The 19,026-nt window shown below is 64.9% G+C and carries 18 protein-coding genes; 7 read left to right on the top strand and 11 right to left on the bottom strand.

The window, feature by feature from the left end; all coding sequences use genetic code 11:
- The first annotated feature begins 25 nt into the window (after positions 1–25).
- Positions 26–241: a TOBE domain-containing protein gene (locus P5705_RS20335; RefSeq protein WP_008095172.1), complete on the top strand. Its 216-nt coding sequence runs from the start codon at positions 26–28 to the stop codon at positions 239–241.
- Between the two features lie 114 nt (positions 242–355).
- Here P5705_RS20335 and P5705_RS20330 read toward each other — a convergent pair whose 3' ends face one another.
- The 4 genes from P5705_RS20330 to P5705_RS20315 all read right to left on the bottom strand — a co-directional run bounded on the left by P5705_RS20330 (position 356) and on the right by P5705_RS20315 (position 5,513).
- Complete coding sequence (locus P5705_RS20330) at positions 356–988, bottom strand: TetR/AcrR family transcriptional regulator (RefSeq protein WP_277462718.1); 633 nt, start codon at positions 986–988, stop codon at positions 356–358.
- Entirely contained in the window at positions 988–2,565 is a 1,578-nt protein-coding gene (gene gshA / locus P5705_RS20325) for a glutamate--cysteine ligase (protein ID WP_277462717.1), read from the bottom strand. The genes P5705_RS20330 and gshA overlap by 1 nt, the downstream gene beginning before the upstream one ends.
- Before the next feature lie 237 nt (positions 2,566–2,802).
- Positions 2,803–3,186 carry a PaaI family thioesterase gene (locus P5705_RS20320; protein WP_277462716.1) on the bottom strand — a complete coding sequence of 128 codons (384 nt, stop codon included), beginning with the start codon at positions 3,184–3,186 and terminating at the stop codon, positions 2,803–2,805.
- Positions 3,186–5,513, bottom strand: a complete 2,328-nt coding sequence (locus tag P5705_RS20315; RefSeq protein ID WP_277462715.1) for a Tex family protein — start codon at positions 5,511–5,513, stop codon at positions 3,186–3,188. The genes P5705_RS20320 and P5705_RS20315 overlap by 1 nt, the downstream gene beginning before the upstream one ends.
- Before the next feature lie 229 nt (positions 5,514–5,742).
- Here P5705_RS20315 and ompR point away from each other — a divergent pair, with 229 nt between their 5' ends.
- Together ompR and P5705_RS20305 are read left to right on the top strand one after the other, a co-directional pair.
- Positions 5,743–6,483: an osmolarity response regulator transcription factor OmpR gene (gene ompR, locus P5705_RS20310; RefSeq protein WP_277462714.1), complete on the top strand. Its 741-nt coding sequence runs from the start codon at positions 5,743–5,745 to the stop codon at positions 6,481–6,483.
- A gap of 94 nt (positions 6,484–6,577) precedes the next feature.
- Entirely contained in the window at positions 6,578–7,891 is a 1,314-nt protein-coding gene (locus P5705_RS20305) for an ATP-binding protein (RefSeq protein ID WP_277462713.1), read from the top strand.
- A 138-nt stretch (positions 7,892–8,029) separates the two neighbouring features.
- Here the strand turns inward: P5705_RS20305 and rimK are convergent, their stop codons facing one another.
- Together rimK and P5705_RS20295 are read right to left on the bottom strand one after the other, a co-directional pair.
- Positions 8,030–8,935: a 30S ribosomal protein S6--L-glutamate ligase gene (rimK, locus tag P5705_RS20300; protein WP_011531656.1), complete on the bottom strand. Its 906-nt coding sequence runs from the start codon at positions 8,933–8,935 to the stop codon at positions 8,030–8,032.
- Entirely contained in the window at positions 8,932–9,414 is a 483-nt protein-coding gene (locus P5705_RS20295; protein ID WP_277462712.1) for an ATP-dependent zinc protease family protein, read from the bottom strand. Before P5705_RS20295 ends, rimK begins: the two co-directional genes overlap by 4 nt.
- A 109-nt stretch (positions 9,415–9,523) precedes the next feature.
- Here P5705_RS20295 and P5705_RS20290 point away from each other — a divergent pair, with 109 nt between their 5' ends.
- Positions 9,524–9,925 (top strand): RNA-binding S4 domain-containing protein, encoded by a 402-nt coding sequence (locus tag P5705_RS20290; RefSeq protein ID WP_277462711.1) that lies wholly within the window; start codon positions 9,524–9,526, stop codon positions 9,923–9,925.
- Positions 9,926–10,022: 97 nt separating this feature from the next.
- Here P5705_RS20290 and P5705_RS20285 read toward each other — a convergent pair whose 3' ends face one another.
- Positions 10,023–10,823 (bottom strand): phosphatase PAP2 family protein, encoded by an 801-nt coding sequence (locus tag P5705_RS20285; protein ID WP_277462710.1) that lies wholly within the window; start codon positions 10,821–10,823, stop codon positions 10,023–10,025.
- Between the two features lie 108 nt (positions 10,824–10,931).
- Here P5705_RS20285 and hslO point away from each other — a divergent pair, with 108 nt between their 5' ends.
- From hslO to P5705_RS20270, 3 genes are all read left to right on the top strand, one after another.
- Entirely contained in the window at positions 10,932–11,834 is a 903-nt protein-coding gene (gene hslO / locus P5705_RS20280; RefSeq protein ID WP_277462709.1) for an Hsp33 family molecular chaperone HslO, read from the top strand.
- A gap of 179 nt (positions 11,835–12,013) precedes the next feature.
- On the top strand, positions 12,014–13,555 hold the full coding sequence (locus P5705_RS20275; RefSeq protein ID WP_277462708.1) for a phosphoenolpyruvate carboxykinase: 1,542 nt from the start codon (positions 12,014–12,016) through the stop codon (positions 13,553–13,555).
- A gap of 225 nt (positions 13,556–13,780) precedes the next feature.
- Positions 13,781–14,215: an acyl-CoA thioesterase gene (locus P5705_RS20270; RefSeq protein WP_277462707.1), complete on the top strand. Its 435-nt coding sequence runs from the start codon at positions 13,781–13,783 to the stop codon at positions 14,213–14,215.
- On the opposite strand, the gene P5705_RS20265 is transcribed toward P5705_RS20270, so the two are convergent.
- The 4 genes from P5705_RS20265 to P5705_RS20250 all read right to left on the bottom strand — a co-directional run.
- Positions 14,205–14,858: a response regulator gene (locus P5705_RS20265; protein WP_277462706.1), complete on the bottom strand. Its 654-nt coding sequence runs from the start codon at positions 14,856–14,858 to the stop codon at positions 14,205–14,207. The genes P5705_RS20270 and P5705_RS20265 overlap by 11 nt on opposite strands.
- A gap of 115 nt (positions 14,859–14,973) precedes the next feature.
- Positions 14,974–15,780 carry a CheR family methyltransferase gene (locus tag P5705_RS20260; protein WP_277462705.1) on the bottom strand — a complete coding sequence of 269 codons (807 nt, stop codon included), beginning with the start codon at positions 15,778–15,780 and terminating at the stop codon, positions 14,974–14,976.
- A 207-nt stretch (positions 15,781–15,987) separates the two neighbouring features.
- On the bottom strand, positions 15,988–16,467 hold the full coding sequence (locus P5705_RS20255; protein WP_125462220.1) for a glycine zipper domain-containing protein: 480 nt from the start codon (positions 16,465–16,467) through the stop codon (positions 15,988–15,990).
- A gap of 364 nt (positions 16,468–16,831) precedes the next feature.
- Positions 16,832–19,026: FdhF/YdeP family oxidoreductase (locus tag P5705_RS20250; protein ID WP_277462704.1), on the bottom strand; the 2,195-nt coding region annotated here is incomplete at its 5' end.

Below are 19,026 nucleotides of genomic sequence, written 5' to 3'. Positions count from 1 at the left end.
TGAAACCCGCAAAAGGAAGCACGCCATGACCATCAAAGCCATCAACGTACGCAACCAGTTCAAAGGCACCGTGAAGGAAATCCTCGAAGGCCCGGTACTGTCGGAAATCGACGTGCAGACCGCCTCCGGCATCGTCACCTCGGTGATCACCACCCGTTCCGTGAAGGAGCTGGAGTTGCAGGTGGGCAGCGAAGTGATCGCCTTCGTGAAATCGACCGAGGTGTCCATCGCCAAGCTCTGATGCCTGGCACGGTCCCTGTAGGAGCGGCTTCAGCCGCGATCACCCGCAAAGCGGGTGCCAGATCGCGTCGCCTGCATCGCGGCCAAAGCCGCTCCTACAGGATTTTCTGCTGGCTCAGGGTTGGCGCTTGGCCAGATAAGGCGGCAGGTACAGCCCCAGGTAAGCCTCGAACACTCGCATCCCTTCCTCCGCCATGCGCGGGGTGATCTGCTCGTGCAACTGCATCGAGCGGGCATACACCCGGTCGCTCAGCTCCATCGCCAAGGCAAACACATCCACCTCCTTCGGCATCGCCGGCAGCTGGAAATGCCGGTCGAACAGCCGGTGCATCAGCTCGCCCAGCTCCAGGTCGTGCTGGCGGTCGGCTTGCACCACTTCGCTCAGCCCATGCTGGGCCAGGATCAGCTGGCGCGCCGCGGTGTCCTCGTTGTAGATGTCGAGCATGCGCTGCTCGATCAGCCGCGACAGGCCGTGCCAGGTGCTGAACGCGGCGCTGTCGATCGGTGCGCTCAAGGCCTCGCGGAAAGCTCGGTGTACATCGGCGGTCAGGGCCTCGAGCAACGCCGGCACGCTGGCGAAGAAGTGATACACCGACGACGGCGGGATTTGCGCCCGCTCCGCGACGCTGTAGATCGACAGCGCCGCCACGCCCTGGCCGGCCAGCAGCTCGCGGGCCGCGGCCAGGATCGCTTCGATCCTGGCCTGGCTGCTGGCGCGTGGCTTGCGCGGGGTGGCGGTACGGTTCATCAGTTGCTGATTGCCAGGATGCTGGCCTGGTAGGCACCGACGAACAGGTCGAAGTCGCCGACTTCCTGCTGTTCCAGGCGCGACTGCTCGGCCAGGGATTTGCTGGCGAGGGTCTCGAAGGCTTGCTGGCGTTCGGCGGGCAGCCGCTGCTTGCGGAAGGTATCGGCGTGCTGGCGGCTCTGGCGCAGGGAGAACTGGACGAAGGTTTCGGCATGCTCGGTCATGCGCGCCAGTACCTGGGCCGAAGGCGTCAGTTCAGGGTCGTCGACCTTGGCCTGCTGCGTTTCCAGGGCCTTGGCGTGGGCATTGCCGCCGTGGGCACGGTCGAGCAGGCCGGCCAGCTGGCCGATACGTTCGATCAGCTCGGTGGCCCAGGCCTTCAGGGCGACTGGCTGGCCGTCACGGCGCAGTTCCAGCTCAGGGCGACGGCCTTCCTTGACCACGGTGAGGAAGTTGTCGGTGCACTGGCCGCACTCGCCGTTGTCCAGCTGCGGGCTGTCTTCCAGCGCGCAGAACAGCAGGAAGGCGTCGAGGAAGCGGGCCTCGGGCAGGTCGATGCCCACCGGCAGGAGCGGGTTGATGTCCAGGCAGCGCACTTCCACGTATTGCACGCCACGGGACATCAGGGCCTGGATCGGCCGCTCGCCGGTGTAGGTCACGCGCTTGGGGCGGATGTTCGAGTAGTACTCGTTCTCGATTTGCAGGATGTTGGTGTTCAACTGCACCCACTCGCCATCCTTGTGCGTGCCGACTTCGACATAGGGCGGGTAGGGCGTGCCCACTGCCTTGCGCAGGCTGTCGGTGTAGCTGGCCAGGTTGTTGTAGCAGGGCGTCAGGCCGGCCTGGGCGTTGCTCTGGTAGCCCAGGTCGCTCATGCGCAGGCTGGTGGCGTAAGGCAGGTAGAGCGTCTGCTCATCCAGCTCTTCGAGCTGGTGCGGGCGGCCGCGCAGGAAGCCCTTGTCCAGGGTCGGCGAGGCGCCGAACAGGTACATCAGCAGCCAGCTGTAGCGGCGGAAGTTGCGGATCAGCGCGATGTACGCCGAGGACTGGTAGTCGCGGTCGCTCTGCGCACCGCCTTCGGCGTCGCGCAGCAGCGGCCACAGCGCCTCGGGCAGGGAGAAGTTGTAGTGGATGCCGGCGATGCACTGCATGGTGCGGCCGTAGCGCAGGGCGAGGCCTTTGCGGTAGACGTGCTTGAGCTTGCCGATGTTCGAGCTGCCGTACTCGGCGATCGGGATGTCCTCTTCGGCCGGCAGCGCGCAGGGCATCGACGGGCTCCACAGGTATTCGCCACCGAGCTTGGTGTAGACGAACCGGTGGATCTCCTCGAGGCTGTCGAGCACTTTGGCCGGGTCGGCCAGGGCCGGGGTGATGAATTCCAGCAGCGACTCGGAATAGTCGGTGGTGATCTGCTCGTTGGTCAGCGCCGAACCCAGGGCTTTGGGGTGCGGGGTCCGGGCCAGGCGACCGTCGTCGGTCACGCGCAGGCATTCGCGCTCAATGCCGTGCAGGCACTGCTTGAGCAGGTCGAGATTCGCGCCGAGCAGGCTCAGGCGGCGGTTGAGGAGGTCGCTCAAGATGGATTCCTTCACGCGTCAGTCGCCCCAATATGGGGGTAGAGGTGACGGTCTACAAGGGTAGTGGGGAAAGGAACTGGCGTTGTCGCCTGGTTTACGCGGTTCCGGCTAGGCTCAGCGTCGGTTCTGCCCCCTTTCGCCGGCAAGGCCGGCTCCTACCTGGACGGTGTAGGAGCCGGCCTTGCCGGCGAAAGGGGGCATATGTTGCCGAAAATACCGCAGATGGGGCTGTACCAGCTAGAGAACCGCGAAGGTTCCCTGCGCCTTGGCCACCAGTTTGTCGCCCTGGAGCACGTCGGCGTCGACCACCAGCGTGCGCCGTCCAGCATGCAGCACCCGGGCGGTGCACAGCACCTCGCCCTCGCTGACGGCGCGCATGTAGTTGATCTTGCACTCGATGGTCACGCTCTGCTGGTCGAAGCCATGGCTGGCCGAGCAGGCCAGGCCCATGGCAATGTCCACCAGGCTGAAGATCGCCCCGCCGTGCAACTTTTGCCCACGGTTGCGCAGGTGCGGCTCAAGCGCCAGGGCCACCTCGGCCACGCCCGTTTCCAGGCGTTGCAGGCGGCAGCCCAGGAGCTGGCTGAAGGCGCTTTCGACGTACTCCGGCGCGACGTCCATTACTTCTTCTTCAACTGCTTGGCGTTGGCGAACAGTGCCGCCATGGCGTTGTTGGCCGGTGCCGCAGCGGTGGTTTCGCGTGGGCGTGGCGCTTGTTGCTGACGGTTGCCGCCATTGCCACCCCGGTTACCGCCACGGTTGCCCTCGACCTTCTCGCCCGGGGTGTCGCTCATGCGCATGGACAGGCCGACGCGCTTGCGCGGGATGTCCACTTCCATGACCTTCACCTTGACCACGTCGCCGGCCTTGACCGCTTCACGCGGGTCCTTGACGAACTTCTCCGACAGCGCCGAGATGTGTACCAGGCCATCCTGGTGCACGCCGATGTCGACGAAGGCGCCGAAGTTGGTGACGTTGGTCACCACGCCTTCGAGGATCATGCCCGGCTCCAGGTCCTTGAGGTCCTCGACGCCGTCCTGGAAGGTGGCGGTCTTGAACTCGGGGCGTGGGTCGCGGCCAGGCTTGTCCAGCTCCTGGAGAATGTCGGTGACGGTCGGCAGGCCGAAGCTTTCGTCGGTGAACTTCTTCGGGTCCAGGCGCTTGAGGAAACCGCTGTCGCCGATCAGCGAACGGATGTCGCGGTCGGTGCCGGCGGCGATGCGCTGCACCAGCGGGTAGGCTTCCGGGTGCACCGCCGAGGCGTCCAGCGGGTTGTCACCGTTCATCACGCGCAGGAAGCCGGCAGCCTGTTCGAAGGTCTTTTCGCCGAGGCGGCTGACCTTCTTGAGGGCGGCGCGGGTGGCAAACGGGCCGTTGGCGTCGCGGTGGGCGACGATGTTCTGCGCCAGGGTGGCGTTGAGGCCGGAGATGCGCGTCAGCAGCGCCACGGAAGCGGTGTTAACGTCCACACCCACGGCGTTCACGCAGTCCTCGACCACGGCGTCCAGGCCGCGAGCCAGCTTCACCTGCGACACATCGTGCTGGTACTGGCCGACACCAATGGATTTCGGGTCGATCTTCACCAGCTCGGCCAGTGGATCCTGCAGGCGGCGAGCGATGGATACCGCGCCACGAATCGACACGTCCAGGTCGGGGAATTCGCGGGCAGCCAGCTCCGACGCCGAATACACCGAGGCGCCGGCCTCGGAGACCATGATCTTGGTGATTTTCAGGGCTGGGTATTTCTTGACCAGCTCGGCCACCAGTTTGTCGCTCTCGCGGCTGGCGGTGCCGTTGCCGATGGCGATCAACTCGACCGAGTGCTTGGCGCACAGCGCGGCCATGATCGAGATCGTGCGGTCCCAGTCGTTCTTCGGCGCGTGCGGGTAGACCGTGGTGTGGTCCAGCAGCTTGCCGGTGGCATCGACCACGGCAATCTTGCAACCGGTACGCAGGCCCGGGTCGAAGCCCAGCGTTGCGCGGGGGCCGGCTGGGGCGGCCAGCAGCAGGTCGTGCAGGTTATGGGCGAACACGTTGATCGCTTCGCCTTCGGCGTTGTCGCGCAGTTCGCCGAACAGGTCGGTTTCCAGGTGGGTGTACAGCTTGACCTTCCAAGTCCAGCGCACCACCTCGCCCAGCCACTTGTCAGCCGGGCGGTTGCGGTTCTCGATGCCGACCTGCTGGCCGATCATCAGCTCGCACGGGTGCAGGGTGCCCGGCAGCTCCTCGCCGACCTTGAGCGAGGCGCTCAGCACGCCTTCGTTGCGCCCGCGGAAGATCGCCAGGGCACGGTGCGACGGCGCGGTGCGCAGCAGCTCGTCATGGGCGAAGTAGTCGCGGAACTTGGCGCCTTCCTCTTCCTTGCCGGCCACCACGCGGGCGGTCAGCACCGCTTCCTGCTTGAGGAAATTGCGCAGCTTGTCGAGCAGGGCGGCGTCTTCGGCGAAGCGTTCCATGAGGATGTACTTGGCGCCTTCCAGGGCGGCCTTGACGTCGGCCACGCCTTTCTCGGCGTCGACGAAGCGCGCGGCTTCGTTTTCCGGGTTCAGCTGCGGGTCGTTGAACAGACCGTCGGCCAGATCGCCCAGGCCTGCTTCCAGGGCGATCTGGCCCTTGGTGCGGCGCTTCTGCTTGTACGGCAGGTACAGGTCTTCGAGACGGGTCTTGGTGTCGGCCAGCTTGATCTCGCGGGCCAGCTCCGGGGTCAGCTTGCCTTGCTCCTCGATGCTGGCCAGGATGCTGGCGCGGCGCTCGTCGAGTTCGCGCAGGTAGCGCAGGCGCTCTTCCAGGTGGCGCAGTTGGGTGTCGTCCAGGCTGCCGGTCACTTCCTTGCGGTAACGGGCGATGAAGGGCACGGTCGAGCCTTCGTCCAACAGGCCCACGGCCGCTTCGACCTGTTGCGGGCGTACGCCCAGTTCCTCGGCGATACGGCTGTTGATGCTGTCCATGAAAACCACCTGACAAATAGTGAATGCAAGGCCGCGGGTGGGCGTTCAGGCCCGGCGGCGCTGGGTGAAAGCCGCGCATTATACCCATCGCGCCAGGCTTGCGGTGATGGCGCGGCGCCAGCCGACGACGTGGCGACAGTGGCATGCCGGGAAAAATCTGCTAACAATGCACACGGCACGCGCTGCAATGGCTACGCCATAATGCGCGGCGATATCAGAGGAGACATTCATGACCAGCACCGCAAACGCCGTAGAAGGCGACAAGATTCTCATCGTCGACGACGACCCGGGCCTGAGCAGCCTGCTGGACCGTTTCTTCACCAGCAAGGGCTTCCGTGTCCGCACCGTACCGAACGTCGAACAGATGGACCGCCTGCTGGCCCGTGAAGTGTTCAACCTGGTGGTACTCGACCTGATGCTGCCGGGCGAGGACGGCCTGTCCGCCTGCAAGCGCCTGCGCGCGTCGAACAACCAGATCCCGATCATCATGCTCACCGCCAAGGGCGATGAGCTCAGCCGTATCAAGGGCCTGGAGCTGGGCGCCGACGATTATCTGGCCAAGCCGTTCAACCCCGACGAACTGGTGGCCCGGGTCAAGGCCGTGCTGCGCCGCCAGGCCCCGAGCGTGCCGGGTGCGCCTGGCAGCGAGGAAGAGACCGTCACCTTCGGCGACTACGAGCTGTCGCTGGCCACCCGCGAACTCAAGCGCGGCGCAGAGACGCACATGCTCACCACCGGTGAGTTCGCCGTGCTCAAGGCCCTGGTGATGCATGCCCGCGAGCCGCTGACCCGCGACAAGCTGATGAACCTGGCCCGTGGTCGCGAGTGGGACGCCCTGGAGCGCTCCATCGACGTGCAGATCTCGCGCCTGCGCCGGATGATCGAGCCTGACCCGTCCAAGCCCCGCTACATCCAGACCGTATGGGGTGTGGGCTACGTCTTCGTGCCGGACGGAAACGCCGGCAAATGAGCCTGCCGGCTCGTCCGGGTGCAGCAGGGCGACTCATGCGAGTCGCCCTGTTTTCGTCTGTGGCGCCCGGCCTTTTCAGCACAGTAGTTGATCGATGAAAACCCCTCTCTGGTTCCCGCAAAGCTTCTTCGCCCGCACCTTGTGGCTGGTGCTGATCGTCGTGCTGTTTTCCAAGGCGCTGACGCTGGTGTACCTGCTGATGAACGAGGACGTGCTGGTCGACCGCCAGTACAGCCACGGCGTGGCACTGACGTTGCGCGCCTATTGGGCGGCGGATGAAGAGAACCGCGACAAGATCGCCGAGGCCGCAGGCCTGATCCGGGTCACCGGTTCCGGTGTGCCGGAGGGCGAGCAGCACTGGCCCTACAGCGAGATCTACCAGCGCCAGATGCAGGCGGAACTGGGCGAGGACACTGAAGTGCGCCTGCGCATCCACGCGCCGCCCGCGCTCTGGGTGAATGCCCCGAGCCTGGGCCCGGGCTGGCTCAAGGTGCCGCTGTATCCACACCCGCTGCGTGGGCAGAAGATCTGGAACGTGCTCGGCTGGTTCCTGGCCATCGGCCTGTTGTCCACGGCCTCGGCGTGGATCTTCGTGCGCCAGCTCAACCAGCCGCTCAAGCGCCTGGTGTTCGCCGCCCGCCAGTTGGGCCAGGGGCGCAGCGTGCGCCTGCCCATCAGCGATACCCCCAGCGAGATGACCGAGGTGTACCGCGCCTTCAACCAGATGGCCGAGGACGTCGAGCAGGCCGGGCGCGAACGTGAGCTGATGCTCGCCGGGGTCTCCCATGACCTGCGCACACCGCTTACGAGGCTGCGCTTGTCGCTGTCGCTGATGGGCAATGAAAGCGACCTCAGCGACGACATGGTCCGCGATATCGAGGACATGGACGCGATTCTCGACCAGTTCCTGGCGTTCATCCGTGACGGGCGCGACGAGCCGGTGGAAGAGGTCGACCTGAATGACCTGATCTACGAAGTGGTGGCACCCTACAACCAGCACAAGGAGCAGGTGCGCCTGTGCCTGGAGCCCATTCCACCCTTCCCGCTGCGGCGGGTGTCGCTCAAACGCATGCTCGGCAACCTGATCGGCAATGCCCTGCACCATGCCGGCAAGGGTGTCGAGGTGGCGGCCTATGTATCGGGTGACCAGAGCGCACCTTATGTGGTGCTCAGCGTGCTGGACCGTGGCGCGGGGATCGATGAGTCGGAGCTGGAGACCATCTTCAACCCGTTCATCCGCGGTGACCGCGCGCGGGGTGGCAAGGGCACCGGGCTGGGGTTGGCGATCGTCAAACGGATTGCCGCGCAGCACGGCGGCAATGTGGAACTGCGCAATCGCTCCGGTGGCGGGATCGAGGCACGGGTGAGATTGCCGCTGGGGCTGTTGCTGCCGCGTAACGCCGTTTAAAGACAAGCCCGAGCTCTTGCAGGAGCCAGCCTTGCTGGCGAAAGGGCCCGCACCGGCAGCACAGGGCGGTTGTCTTGCGCTGCCACTGCCGGCCCCTTCGCCGGCAAGGCCGGCTCCTACAGGGGTAGCGTACTCCGCCTATCCTTTACCCTTGGTCCGCGTCTGATTCGGCCCGCTGTTCTTCTCCAGATGCTCGATGATCATCCCGGCCACATCCTTTCCGGTGGTCACCTCGATGCCCTCCAGCCCCGGCGATGAGTTCACCTCCATCACCAGCGGCCCATGGTTCGAGCGCAGGATATCCACGCCCGCCACGCTCAAGCCCATCACCTTGGCCGCGCGAATGGCGGTCATGCGCTCCTCGGGGGTGATCTTGATCAGGCTGGCCACGCCACCGCGGTGCAGGTTGGAGCGGAACTCGCCCGGCTTGGCCTGGCGTTTCATCGAGGCGATGACCTTGTCGCCCACCACGAAACAGCGGATGTCGGCGCCGCCGGCCTCCTTGATGTATTCCTGGACCATGATGTTCTGCTTCAGGCCCATGAACGCCTCGATCACCGACTCCGCGGCCTTGGTGGTCTCGCACAACACCACGCCGATGCCTTGCGTGCCTTCGAGCACCTTGATCACCAGGGGCGCCCCGTTGACCATCTGGATCAGGTCGGGGATGTCGTCTGGCGAGTGGGCGAAACCGGTGATGGGCAGGCCGATCCCACGGCGCGAGAGCAGCTGCAGGGAGCGCAGCTTGTCCCGGGAACGGGCGATGGCCACCGATTCGTTGAGCGGGTACACCCCCATCATCTCGAACTGGCGCAGTACCGCGCAGCCGTAGAAGGTGACCGAAGCGCCGATGCGCGGGATCACCGCGTCGAAACCTTCCAGCGGTTTGCCGCGGTAGTGGATCTGCGGCTTGTGGCTGGCGATGTTCATATAGGCCCGGAGCGTGTCGATCACCACCACTTCATGGCCCCGCTGGGTACCGGCCTCGACCAGGCGGCGGGTGGAATACAGACGCGGATTGCGCGACAGCACAGCGATCTTCATGCAGCACCTGTGACAGGGGAAAGGGTGGCCGGGAAGGCCGGTTTGTCCTGGACGTACTTGAGGCCGGGGTTGACCACCAGTTGGCCGTGGATGAGCGCCTTGGAGCCCAGCAGCAGCCGGTAACGCATGTTCTTGCGGCAGGCCAGGGTGAACTCCACTTCCCAGACCCGGTCGCCCAGCGCCAGGCTGGTGCGGATCACGTAGCGGGCCTGGGCGTGGCCGTTGGAGCTCTTGATGGTCTTCATGGTCACCAGCGGCGCCTCGCAGCGGCGATGGCGCAGTTGCACCACCGAACCGAGGTGCGCGGTGAAACGCACCCACGACTGGCCGTCGCGTTCGAAGGGCTCGACGTCGGTGGCGTGCAGGCTGGAGGTGCTGGCGCCGGTGTCGATCTTGGCGCGCAGGCCAGCGACACCGAGGTCGGGCAGGGCGACCCACTCGCGCAGGCCGATCACAGTCAGGTGGTCAAATGTCTTCACGAAGCGTGCCCTGCGGATGAGGTGGTGAACTGTAATGACGGCACGGATTTTTTGCATCCGTCAGTCACGGTAGTACAGTTCCGTGAAAGACAGAATTCGAGGAAAAACCATGGCACAAAAGCCTGAAGACGACGACAAGGTGCGCCTGGACAAGTGGTTGTGGGCGGCGCGCTTCTACAAGACCCGCGCCCTGGCCAAGGCGGCCATCGAGAGCGGCAAGGTGCACTGCCGGGGCGAACGTTGCAAGCCGGGCAAGGAACCACGGGTGGGCGACGCGTTCGTGCTGCGCACCGGCTTCGACGAGCGCACCGTGGTGGTGAAGGCATTGTCGGTGGTGCGGCGTGGGGCGCCGGAGGCGCAGGCACTGTATGAGGAAACGCCCGAGAGCGTGAAGCGGCGCGAGCAGGCGGCCGAAATGCGCAAGGCGGGGGCGATGGGGGTGACCACCGACGGGCGGCCGACCAAGAAGCAGCGGCGGCAGATTCACCAGCTGCATGGCAGTTTCGAATGACCAGCGACCTGGCCTGAGTGCGTAGGAGCCAGCCTTGCTGGCGAACGTGCGTATTGGCGCCGTTCGCCAGCAAGGCTGGCTCCTACAGGGGGCGTGATCAGGCCGCGCGGATGACGCTCATCCGCCTGACCACGGGTAGCTTGCCGAGCAGATCAAACAATGGCGCCGTGCAGCGCACCAATGCCGCGCTGGCCTTGGCCGCCAGCGGCGTGTGGCAGCTCCAGCCCAAGGCCAGCACGGCCATCAGCAACCCGCCGATGTAGTCGTCCTGCCCCCAGTGCGCGCCCGCCACCAGGCGCGGCAACATGAACAGGCAGGCCAGTGCCCAGATCACCAGGTGCTGCACCAGGCGTCGGCTGAACAGGCTCATGAACAGCGCCCAGATCAGCAGTACCGAGGCGTGGTCACCCGGGAAACTCTGGCTCGAACGGTCCTTGAGCTCCCACTTCTTTTCCAGGTTCGGGTAGTAGTCGCTCAGGTGCACGGCGTTGTCGAACACCATCGATGGGCTATTGTGTTGCCAGCCCATTGCGCTGACCCACTTGGAAAACAGCGCGCGAATCACCACTAAGAGGAGCAGGGTCACCAGGAAGGCGAAAAACGCCTGGCGAACATGGATGGCCTTGAACACCCAATCGCCGCGAACCAGCAGCGACAGCATGATCAACCCGACCAGGATGTCGAACGGGCGCAGGCTGCCGAGCGCCCAGATGGAGCGCCAGACCACGTTGTCGGCCAGCGGGGCGTTGAGGCTGTGGAACAGCCACTCGTCGAAAGTCAGGCAAAGGATCTGGCCAACGGGCCACAACCAGAAACACAGTAGGGCGATGGGCAGGAGCGTGCAGGCTACCAAAGGGCCCCAGGACCACCTTGCTTGGAACAGTGGTCGATTATCCATAAAATACCTCGATCTCCAACGGCAAATGAGCGCTTTGCGAGCGCTCTACGACAGACCTTTCAGTCTCCTGTAATTATTTTGTAATCATTTTCAGAAAGCCAGACAACCATGAGCGACTTGCCAGATACCGATTTCACCCAACGCTTCCTGTTCGACGACCGCGACGTGCGCGGCGAGATGGTCGCGCTTGAACGTAGCTACGCCGAAGTGCTGGCCAAGCACGCTTACCCGCGCCCGGTCCAACACCTGCTGGGCGAGCTGATGGCCGCCGCTGCGCTGCTGGTCGGCACCCTCAAGTTTGATGGGTTGCTGATCCTCCAGGCACAGTCCAGCGGCCCAGTGCCGCTGTTGGCTATCGAATACACCAGCGAGCATGACATCCGTGGCCTGGCGCGCTATGAAGCCGACCAGATCAAGGATGACGCGCGCCTTGCCGACCTGATGCCAGGCGGCCACCTGGTGCTGACCATCATTCCGGTCAACGGCCAGCGTTACCAGGGCACCGTCGAGCTGGACGGTCAGGACCTGTCGGAGTGCTTCACCAACTACTTCGTCATGTCCCAGCAGGTGAACACCAGCATTTCCCTGACCGCCGATGGCGCGCGTGCCCGCGGTCTTCTGGTGCAGCAGCTGCCGGCCGAAATCCACAAGGATATCGAGGAGCGCGAGGAAAGCTGGGCCCACGTCAAGGCCCTCGCCAACACCGTCAAGGCCGAGGAACTGCTCGGGCTGGACAACGAAACCGTGCTGCACCGCCTGTACCACGAGGACGCGGTTCGTCTGTTCGACATCCAGCCGCTACGCTTCCGTTGCAGCTGCTCGCGCGAGCGCTCCAGCAACGCCCTGGTCAGCCTCGGCGAGCAGGATGCCAAGGCGTTGGTCGAGGAATGCGGCGGCCAAGTCGAGATCGATTGCCAGTTCTGCAACGAGCGCTATCTCTTCGATGCGAGCGATGTTGCGCAATTGTTCGCGGGTGGTGGTACTGACGTACCGTCAGAAACTCAGCACTGAAACGCTTCACTACAGGACATTCTCCTGTCGAACCGCGCAAAAGCGCAGTTCTGACAGGAGGGGCCTACTTTTTTTGGGCGTTTCTGGCATAATCCGGCCACTTTTTTCGCTGTAGTAGTTTGAAATAGGCCACTACAAAACGTTTGGAGCACTCGGCCTCGGGCCGGATGGGGTATCTCATGACGCAAGCCAACAACACCGTGTACACCGACCTGAGCGTCGATGAGCTGGTAAAAGAAGCGCTGCAACGCGGTGAAGGTGTGCTGGCCGATACCGGCGCACTGGTCGTCGAGACAGGCCACCGTACTGGCCGTTCGCCGGCTGACCGTTTCATCGTTGACGAACCGAGCACCTCTGCCGCCATCGCCTGGGGCCCGATCAACCGCAAGTTCCCGGCCGACAAGTTCGATGCCCTGTGGGACCGCGTCGAAGCGTTCAACAACGCCCAGGATCACTTCGTCTCCTACGTTCACGTAGGTGCGGCCGAAGAACACTACCTGCCGGTCAAGATGACCACCCAGACCGCCTGGCAGAACCTGTTCGGCCGTTGCCTGTTCATCAACCCGGCCCAGTACAACCCGGCTGGCCGTGATGAGTGGCAAGTGCTCAACGTCGCCAACTTCGAGTGCGTGCCTGAGCGTGACGGCACCAACTCCGACGGCTGCGTCATCCTCAACTTCGCCCAGAAGAAGGTGCTGATCGCTGGCATGCGCTATGCCGGCGAAATGAAGAAAGCCATGTTCTCGGTGCAGAACTTCCTGCTGCCGGCCGCCGACGTGCTGCCGATGCACTGCGCCGCCAACATCGGCGAGCAAGGCGATGTGACCCTGTTCTTCGGCCTGTCCGGCACCGGCAAGACCACCCTGTCGGCCGACGAAAGCCGTTACCTGATCGGTGACGACGAGCACGGTTGGGGCGAAGGCGTCGTCTTCAACATCGAAGGCGGTTGCTACGCCAAGTGCATCGACCTCTCCGAGAAAAACGAGCCGGTCATCTGGAAAGCCATCAAGCACGGCGCGGTACTGGAGAACGTCGTCCTCGACGGCAACCAGCACGCCGACTACGCCGATGTCAGCCTGACCCAGAACAGCCGCGCCGCCTACCCGCTGGAGCACGTGGCCAAGCGTTCCGAGAAGAACCTGGGCGGCGAGCCGAACGCGGTGATCTTCCTGACCTGCGACCTGACCGGCGTGCTGCCGCCAGTGTCGATCCTGAACAACGAGCAGGCGGCCTACCACTTCCTGTCCGGCTACACCGCGCTGGTCGGTTCCACCGAAATGGGTTCGGGCGGCGGCATCAAGTCGACCTTCTCCACCTGCTTCGGCGCACCGTTCTTCCCGCGTCCGGCCGGCGAGTACGCCGAGCTGCTGATCAAGCGCATCAAGGGCTTCGACTCCAAGGTCTACCTGGTCAACACCGGCTGGACCGGTGGTGGCTACGGCGTTGGCAAGCGTTTCAGCATCCCGACCACCCGTGGCGTGATCGCTGCCATTCAAAGCGGCGCGCTGATCGGTGCCGAAACCGAGCACCTGGACATCATCAACCTGGACGTACCGAAGTCTGTTCCAGGCGTCGAGACCGAGCTGCTCAACCCGCGCAACACCTGGGCTGACAAGGCTGCCTACGACGAAGCCGCCAAGGGCCTGGCTGGCCTGTTCATCGAGAACTTCAAGAAGTTCGACGTGTCCGACGCCATCAAGGCCGCTGGTCCGCAGCTGTAAGCCTGCGATTGGCATGAAGAAGCCGCCCCTCGGGGCGGCTTTTTCGTTCTGCAGGCTCACCGCGAACCTGTAGGAGCCAGCCTTGCTGGCGAACCAAGCGCCGCGGTGCATGGCACCGGCCATGCCGGTGTTCGCCGGCAAGGCCGGCTCCTACGAGGATGTAGGCGTTCCTGGCACTGTGTGGGATGCTTCACCCACACGCCAAAGACAGTCCAGGGTATCTCCATGACCGAATCCCCTCAGCGTTCCGCCTTCTCCCATTTCCATCCCATCCTCACCCGTCCCCAGGACAACGACCACAACGGCCACCTCGCCGGCTCCACCGTGCACGCGTTCTTCGAAACCGCCATCCAGGCCTTCCTCGTCGAGCAGGCCGAGCTGGACCTGCGCGACGGCGAACTGGCCGGCTTCGTGGTGAGTTCGAGCGCGGACTTCTTCGCGCTGCCGGGTTTTCCGGACGTACTCGAAGTGGGCCTGGGTGTGACCCGCCTGGCCGGCAGCACGGTGGAATTCCGCCTGGCACTGTTCCGCCCGGGCGAAGCCGAGGCGTGTGCGGCCGGCTCGCTGGTGCAGGTGTTCGTCGAGCGTGCTTCCGGGCGCCCGGCGGCGTTGCCGGAGACCTTGCAACTGATTCTGGCGGGGCTGTCGCTCAATCGTTGACGCGGATGATCCCCTCGCGCACGGCGAACAGTACCAGCCCGGGCACGTCGTGGATCTGCAGGCGGTGCATGATCTGCGAGCGGTGCGCCTCGACGGTCTTGATGCTCAGGCCCAGGCCGTCGGCGATGGAGCGAGTGGTCTCGCCGCGGGCAATCAGGCGCAGGATCTCCAGCTGGCGCTTGGTAAGGGGCGCCTGGGGCGGTGCCGAGGTGCGCTTGCGGCTGTGCCGGAGGGCCTGGCCGATGACCATCGGCAGCACCGCCGACGAGAGAAATTGACCGCCACCGCGCAGCGTCAGCAAGGCCTGCTCCAGCTCCGCCACCGAGGCGTTCTTGAGCAGGAAACCGTGGGCGCCGAGCTGCAGGCAATTGAGCACATGTTCCAGCTGCGAGCGCGCCGAGAACATCAGTACACGGCTGGCCGGGGCGCGGATGAACAGCTCCTGCAGGGCCTGCTGGCTGTCCAGCTCGCCGCTCATGTCGAGTACCACGATGTCTGGCTTGAGCTTTTCCGCCAGGCTCACGGCGGCCATGGCATCGCCCGTGTCGCCTACCACGGCGAAGTCTTTCTTCTGCTCCAGCAGGGCGCGCAGGCCGGCGCGGAAGAGGGGCGAGTCGTCGGCAAGCAGGATTCGGCAAGGCATGGATAAGGGCCTGTTTCGCAAGGGAAGGGGGGCGGCAGGCCTGCTCGATCCGAAAGCGCACTGCCGCGCGATTGCGCGATCAGTCCTTGTCTGCCGATGGGCGCGGCAGTGCCTCTCAGCATAGGCGCTCGAATACCGATGGCAGTAATGGGCGCAGGGGCAGGTCCAGTTCGTGGATGCTTTCGCTGTGGCCGATCATCAACAGGCCGCCGGGACGCAGGTGCGCCAGTACTTGCCGGAGCATGCCACCTCTGTGGCGTGGCGCCAGGCTCGACAGCAGGTTGCGCAGAAGAATGACGTCGAAGCGCTCCAGATGTTCGGGCAGCGGCCGGATCAGGTTGATCGCTTCGAAGCGCACCTGCTCGCGCAAGGCGGGCGCGACGCGCAGGCGGCCGGCCATCTCGCCGATGCCGCACAGGCAGTGGCGGGTCAACCAGCCTTCGGGAAAGTAGCGGGCCTGGGCAATGTCGTAGATGCCGGCACTGGCATGTTCCAGGCGTTGCGTGTCGAAGTCGCTGGCCAGCACTTGCCAGCTGGGCAGTCGGGCGTGCTCGGCGGCAACCATGGCCAGGCTCCAGGCTTCCTCGCCGGTGGCGCAGGCGGCGCTCCAGAGGCGTGCGGGGTGGCCAAGGCCGGGCAGCCATCGGGCCAGCCACTCGAAATGGCGATGCTCACGGAAGAAGTAACTGTCGCGAGCGACCAGCAGACGCAGCAACTGGTCGTGCTCCAGCGCGTCCTGCTGCTGGTCGAGCAGCGTGAGGTATTGATCGAAGGTGCTCAGGCGATGGGCTTTCAGGCGCTTGTGCAGGCGCGCCGCGACCACGGCGCGGCGGTCGTTGGCCAGGTACACGCCGGTAGCTTGCTCGACCCGCTGGCGAATGCGCGCAAAGTTGTCTTCGCTGAGCAGCGGCGGGCGCGGCATCCTTCAGGCTCCCTTGGCCTTGGATGAACTGATGGCCGTGATGATCGCGCGCATTCCCTGCGTCCTGTCTGGAGTTGGTGGACGGGATGATAACTAGTGGCTACTAGCCTCCATATCGGGGGCGCCCTTAATCCTCGGGTGTCCACGCAAACGAAAAAGCCCTGCCGGTGAGGGCAGGGCCTTAAGTGTCAAGCTTAAGCCTGGCGATCAGTCGCGCCAGTGACGCTTGTGCTTGCGGTGGCCGTAGTGGTGGCCGCGGTCATAGTAGCGACGGTCGTCGTAGTCGCGACGGTAGCGGCGCGAGTCGTGGCGCTCGTCTTCGTCGGCCTTGTTGCCCATGTAGTTGCCCAGTGCGCCACCGGCGCCACCACCGGCTGCCGCGCCGATGTAGCTGCCGGTGGTGCCGCCCATGGAGCGACCCACCACGTTGCCGCCCGCCGCGCCCAGCGCGCCGCCGATGGCCGCTTCGCCACGCTGGCGCTTGTCGGCACCCAGGGCACCGCCGGCCGCGCCGCCCAGGCCGGCACCAATGGCGCCGCCGGTGCTACCACCGATGGAGTTGCCCACCACGGAGCCCAGTACCCCACCCAATGCGCCGCCAATGCCGGCCTCGGTGGTGCCGCCTGCCATGGCAACGCCGCTGAGCAAGCTGAAAGACAACAACAGAATCGAGGAGTACTTCTTCATCAAGAGAGCCTCAGAGGGATGACGAGGCGGAATTTGAGGCTCGGCGAGGCGCCTGGCAATTGAAATCCGACGAGTAGCACGAGTTGTACACAATTCTCTAAGTTATTGAATTATGTATGAAACTTTCTCGAATTTCGGTGGTCTGAGCTACTTATGACGAAGCCCTGATCCGTTGCGGAACAGGGCTTTTTTGTGGGTGTCGATCAGGGCTCGAAAGTTACGCCTTTCCCTGTAGGAGCGGCCTTGTGCCGCGAAAGGGCTGCGCAGCAGCCCCTGGGTTTAAGTGTTCACGCAACGTTCGCCGGGGCCGCTTTGCGGCCCTTTCGCGGCACAAGGCCGCTCCTACAGGTGGGCGGCATACGGCTCAGATGATTCGCCCGTTGTCCCGTGCGCGTTCCAACTTGATGGCGATGAACTTCGACGTCGGCGTATGGCTGCCTTCGCCGATGCTCTCCAGCGGTACCAGCGGGTTCACCTCCGGATAGTACGCCGCCGCCTGACCGGCGGGAATGTCGAACGCCAGCAGGGTGAAGCCCTGCACCCGACGCACATGCTCATCCCCCCATAGCGACACGATGTCGACCTTCTGCCCCGGCTGGAAGCCCAGGCGGATGATGTCCGCCTCGTTGACGAACAGCACGTCGCGCTGGCCGCGCACGCCGCGGTAGCGGTCGTCCATGCCGTAGATGGTGGTGTTGTACTGATCGTGCGAACGCATCGACTGCATGATCAGGTCCGGCACCTGGCCGCTGGCGCGCACACGTTCGTCGAGCAGGCTGTCGGGCAGCAGGTTGGCCTTGAAGTTGGCGCGGCCGCTGGCGGTCTTCCACTGGCGACTGCCGGCACTGTTGCCCAGGTAGAAACCACCCGGCAGGTTCAGGCGCTCGTTGAAATTGGCAAAACCCGGGATGGTATCGGCGATCAGGTCGCGGATGCGGTCGTAGTCGGCCACCAGCCAGTGCCAATCCACCGGCTGCTTGCCCAGGGTGGCGGCGGCGATGCCGGCGACCACCGCGGGCTCCGAGCGCATCTGCCTGGACAGCGGCTTGAGCTGGCCGTTGGAGGCGTGGACCATGCTGAACGAGTCTTCCACCGTCACCGCCTGCGGGCCTTCCCCCTGCAGGTCGATGTCGGTGCGGCCCAGGCACGGCAGGATCAGTGCCTGCTTGCCGTGGACCAGGTGGCTGCGGTTGAGCTTGGTGCTGATATGCACGGTCAGCTCGCAGTTGCGCAGCGCTTGCGCGGTGCGCTCGGTGTCCGGGGTGGCCTGGGCGAAGTTGCCGCCCAGCCCGATGAACACTTTGGCCCGGCCTTCGAGCATGGCGTGGATCGCCTCGACGGTGTTATGCCCGTTGTGGCGTGGCACCGGGAAGCCGAAGCGCTTTTCGAGGGCATCGAGCAGGAACACCGGCGGGCGCTCGTTGATGCCCATGGTGCGGTCGCCCTGCACGTTGCTGTGGCCGCGCACCGGGCACAGGCCGGCGCCCGGCACACCGAGGTTGCCGCGCAACAGCATCAGGTTGACGATTTCCTGGATGGTCGGTACCGAGTGGCGATGCTGGGTGATGCCCATGGCCCAGCACATGATCACCCGCTTGCCCTTGCAGTACATGCGCGCCGACAGCTCGATGTCGGCCAGGGTCAGGCCCGATTGCGCCTGGATCTGCTCCCACGGGGTGGCATCGACCACTGCCAGGTACGCCTCCACGCCATGGCCGTGCTCAGCGATGAAGGCGTGGTCGAAGATCGCTTGCTCACCCTTGGCCTGGGCTTCGCGTTCCCATTGCAGCAGGAACTTGGCCATGCCGCGCAGCAGCGCCATGTCGCCGCCCAGGGCTGGGCGGAAGAATGCGGTGTTGGTCGGGCGATCGGTGTTGGTCAGCATCTCCAGCGGGTTCTGCGGGTGCTGGAAGCGCTCCAGGCCGCGCTCCTTGAGCGGGTTGACGCAGACCACCTGGGCGCCGCGCTTCACCGCGTCACGCAGCGGGTCGAGCATGCGCGGGTGGTTGGTGCCGGGGTTCTGGCCCCAGACGAAGATCGCGTCGGCGTGCTCGAAGTCGTCGTAGGTGACCGTGCCCTTGCCCACCCCCACGCTCTGCCCCAGGGCCACGCCGCTGGCCTCGTGGCACATGTTCGAGCAGTCGGGGAAGTTGTTGGTGCCGTAGGCGCGCACGAACAGCTGGTACAGGTAGGCCGCTTCGTTGCTGGCCCGGCCGGAGGTGTAGAACTCGGCCTGGTCGGGGCTGGCCAGGTTGTTCAGGTGGCGGGCGATCAGGGCGAAGGCGGCGTCCCAGTCGATCGGCTGGTAGCGGTCGCTGGTCGGGTCGTAGACCATCGGTTCGGTCAGGCGGCCCTGGTACTCGAGCCAGTAGTCGCTCTGCTCGAGCAGTGCGCTGACGCTGTAGCGGGCGAAGAACGCCGCATCGACGCGGCGCTTGGTGGCTTCCCAGTTGACCGCCTTGGCGCCGTTCTCGCAGAACTTGACCATGCCGCTCTCGGGCGAGTCGCCCCAGGCGCAGCCGGGGCAGTCGAAGCCGCCGTTCTGGTTGGTCTTGAGCA

It is taken from the genome of Pseudomonas entomophila (assembly GCF_029478665.1).
In the GTDB taxonomy this organism is placed as follows: domain Bacteria; phylum Pseudomonadota; class Gammaproteobacteria; order Pseudomonadales; family Pseudomonadaceae; genus Aquipseudomonas; species Aquipseudomonas entomophila_F.
The sequence above is the reverse complement of the archived record's forward strand: the minus strand, read 5'-3'. Positions and strand labels throughout refer to the sequence as shown.

Coding starts and splice junctions, on each gene's coding strand:
- P5705_RS20335 (WP_008095172.1), top strand. CDS start 26: ATGACCATCAAAGCCATCAACGTACGCAACCAGTTCAAAGGCACCGTG.
- P5705_RS20330 (WP_277462718.1), bottom strand. CDS start 988: ATGAACCGTACCGCCACCCCGCGCAAGCCACGCGCCAGCAGCCAGGCC.
- P5705_RS20320 (WP_277462716.1), bottom strand. CDS start 3,186: ATGGACGTCGCGCCGGAGTACGTCGAAAGCGCCTTCAGCCAGCTCCTG.
- P5705_RS20315 (WP_277462715.1), bottom strand. CDS start 5,513: ATGGACAGCATCAACAGCCGTATCGCCGAGGAACTGGGCGTACGCCCG.
- ompR (WP_277462714.1), top strand. CDS start 5,743: ATGACCAGCACCGCAAACGCCGTAGAAGGCGACAAGATTCTCATCGTC.
- P5705_RS20305 (WP_277462713.1), top strand. CDS start 6,578: ATGAAAACCCCTCTCTGGTTCCCGCAAAGCTTCTTCGCCCGCACCTTG.
- rimK (WP_011531656.1), bottom strand. CDS start 8,935: ATGAAGATCGCTGTGCTGTCGCGCAATCCGCGTCTGTATTCCACCCGC.
- P5705_RS20290 (WP_277462711.1), top strand. CDS start 9,524: ATGGCACAAAAGCCTGAAGACGACGACAAGGTGCGCCTGGACAAGTGG.
- P5705_RS20285 (WP_277462710.1), bottom strand. CDS start 10,823: ATGGATAATCGACCACTGTTCCAAGCAAGGTGGTCCTGGGGCCCTTTG.
- hslO (WP_277462709.1), top strand. CDS start 10,932: ATGAGCGACTTGCCAGATACCGATTTCACCCAACGCTTCCTGTTCGAC.
- P5705_RS20275 (WP_277462708.1), top strand. CDS start 12,014: ATGACGCAAGCCAACAACACCGTGTACACCGACCTGAGCGTCGATGAG.
- P5705_RS20270 (WP_277462707.1), top strand. CDS start 13,781: ATGACCGAATCCCCTCAGCGTTCCGCCTTCTCCCATTTCCATCCCATC.
- P5705_RS20265 (WP_277462706.1), bottom strand. CDS start 14,858: ATGCCTTGCCGAATCCTGCTTGCCGACGACTCGCCCCTCTTCCGCGCC.
- P5705_RS20260 (WP_277462705.1), bottom strand. CDS start 15,780: ATGCCGCGCCCGCCGCTGCTCAGCGAAGACAACTTTGCGCGCATTCGC.
- P5705_RS20255 (WP_125462220.1), bottom strand. CDS start 16,467: ATGAAGAAGTACTCCTCGATTCTGTTGTTGTCTTTCAGCTTGCTCAGC.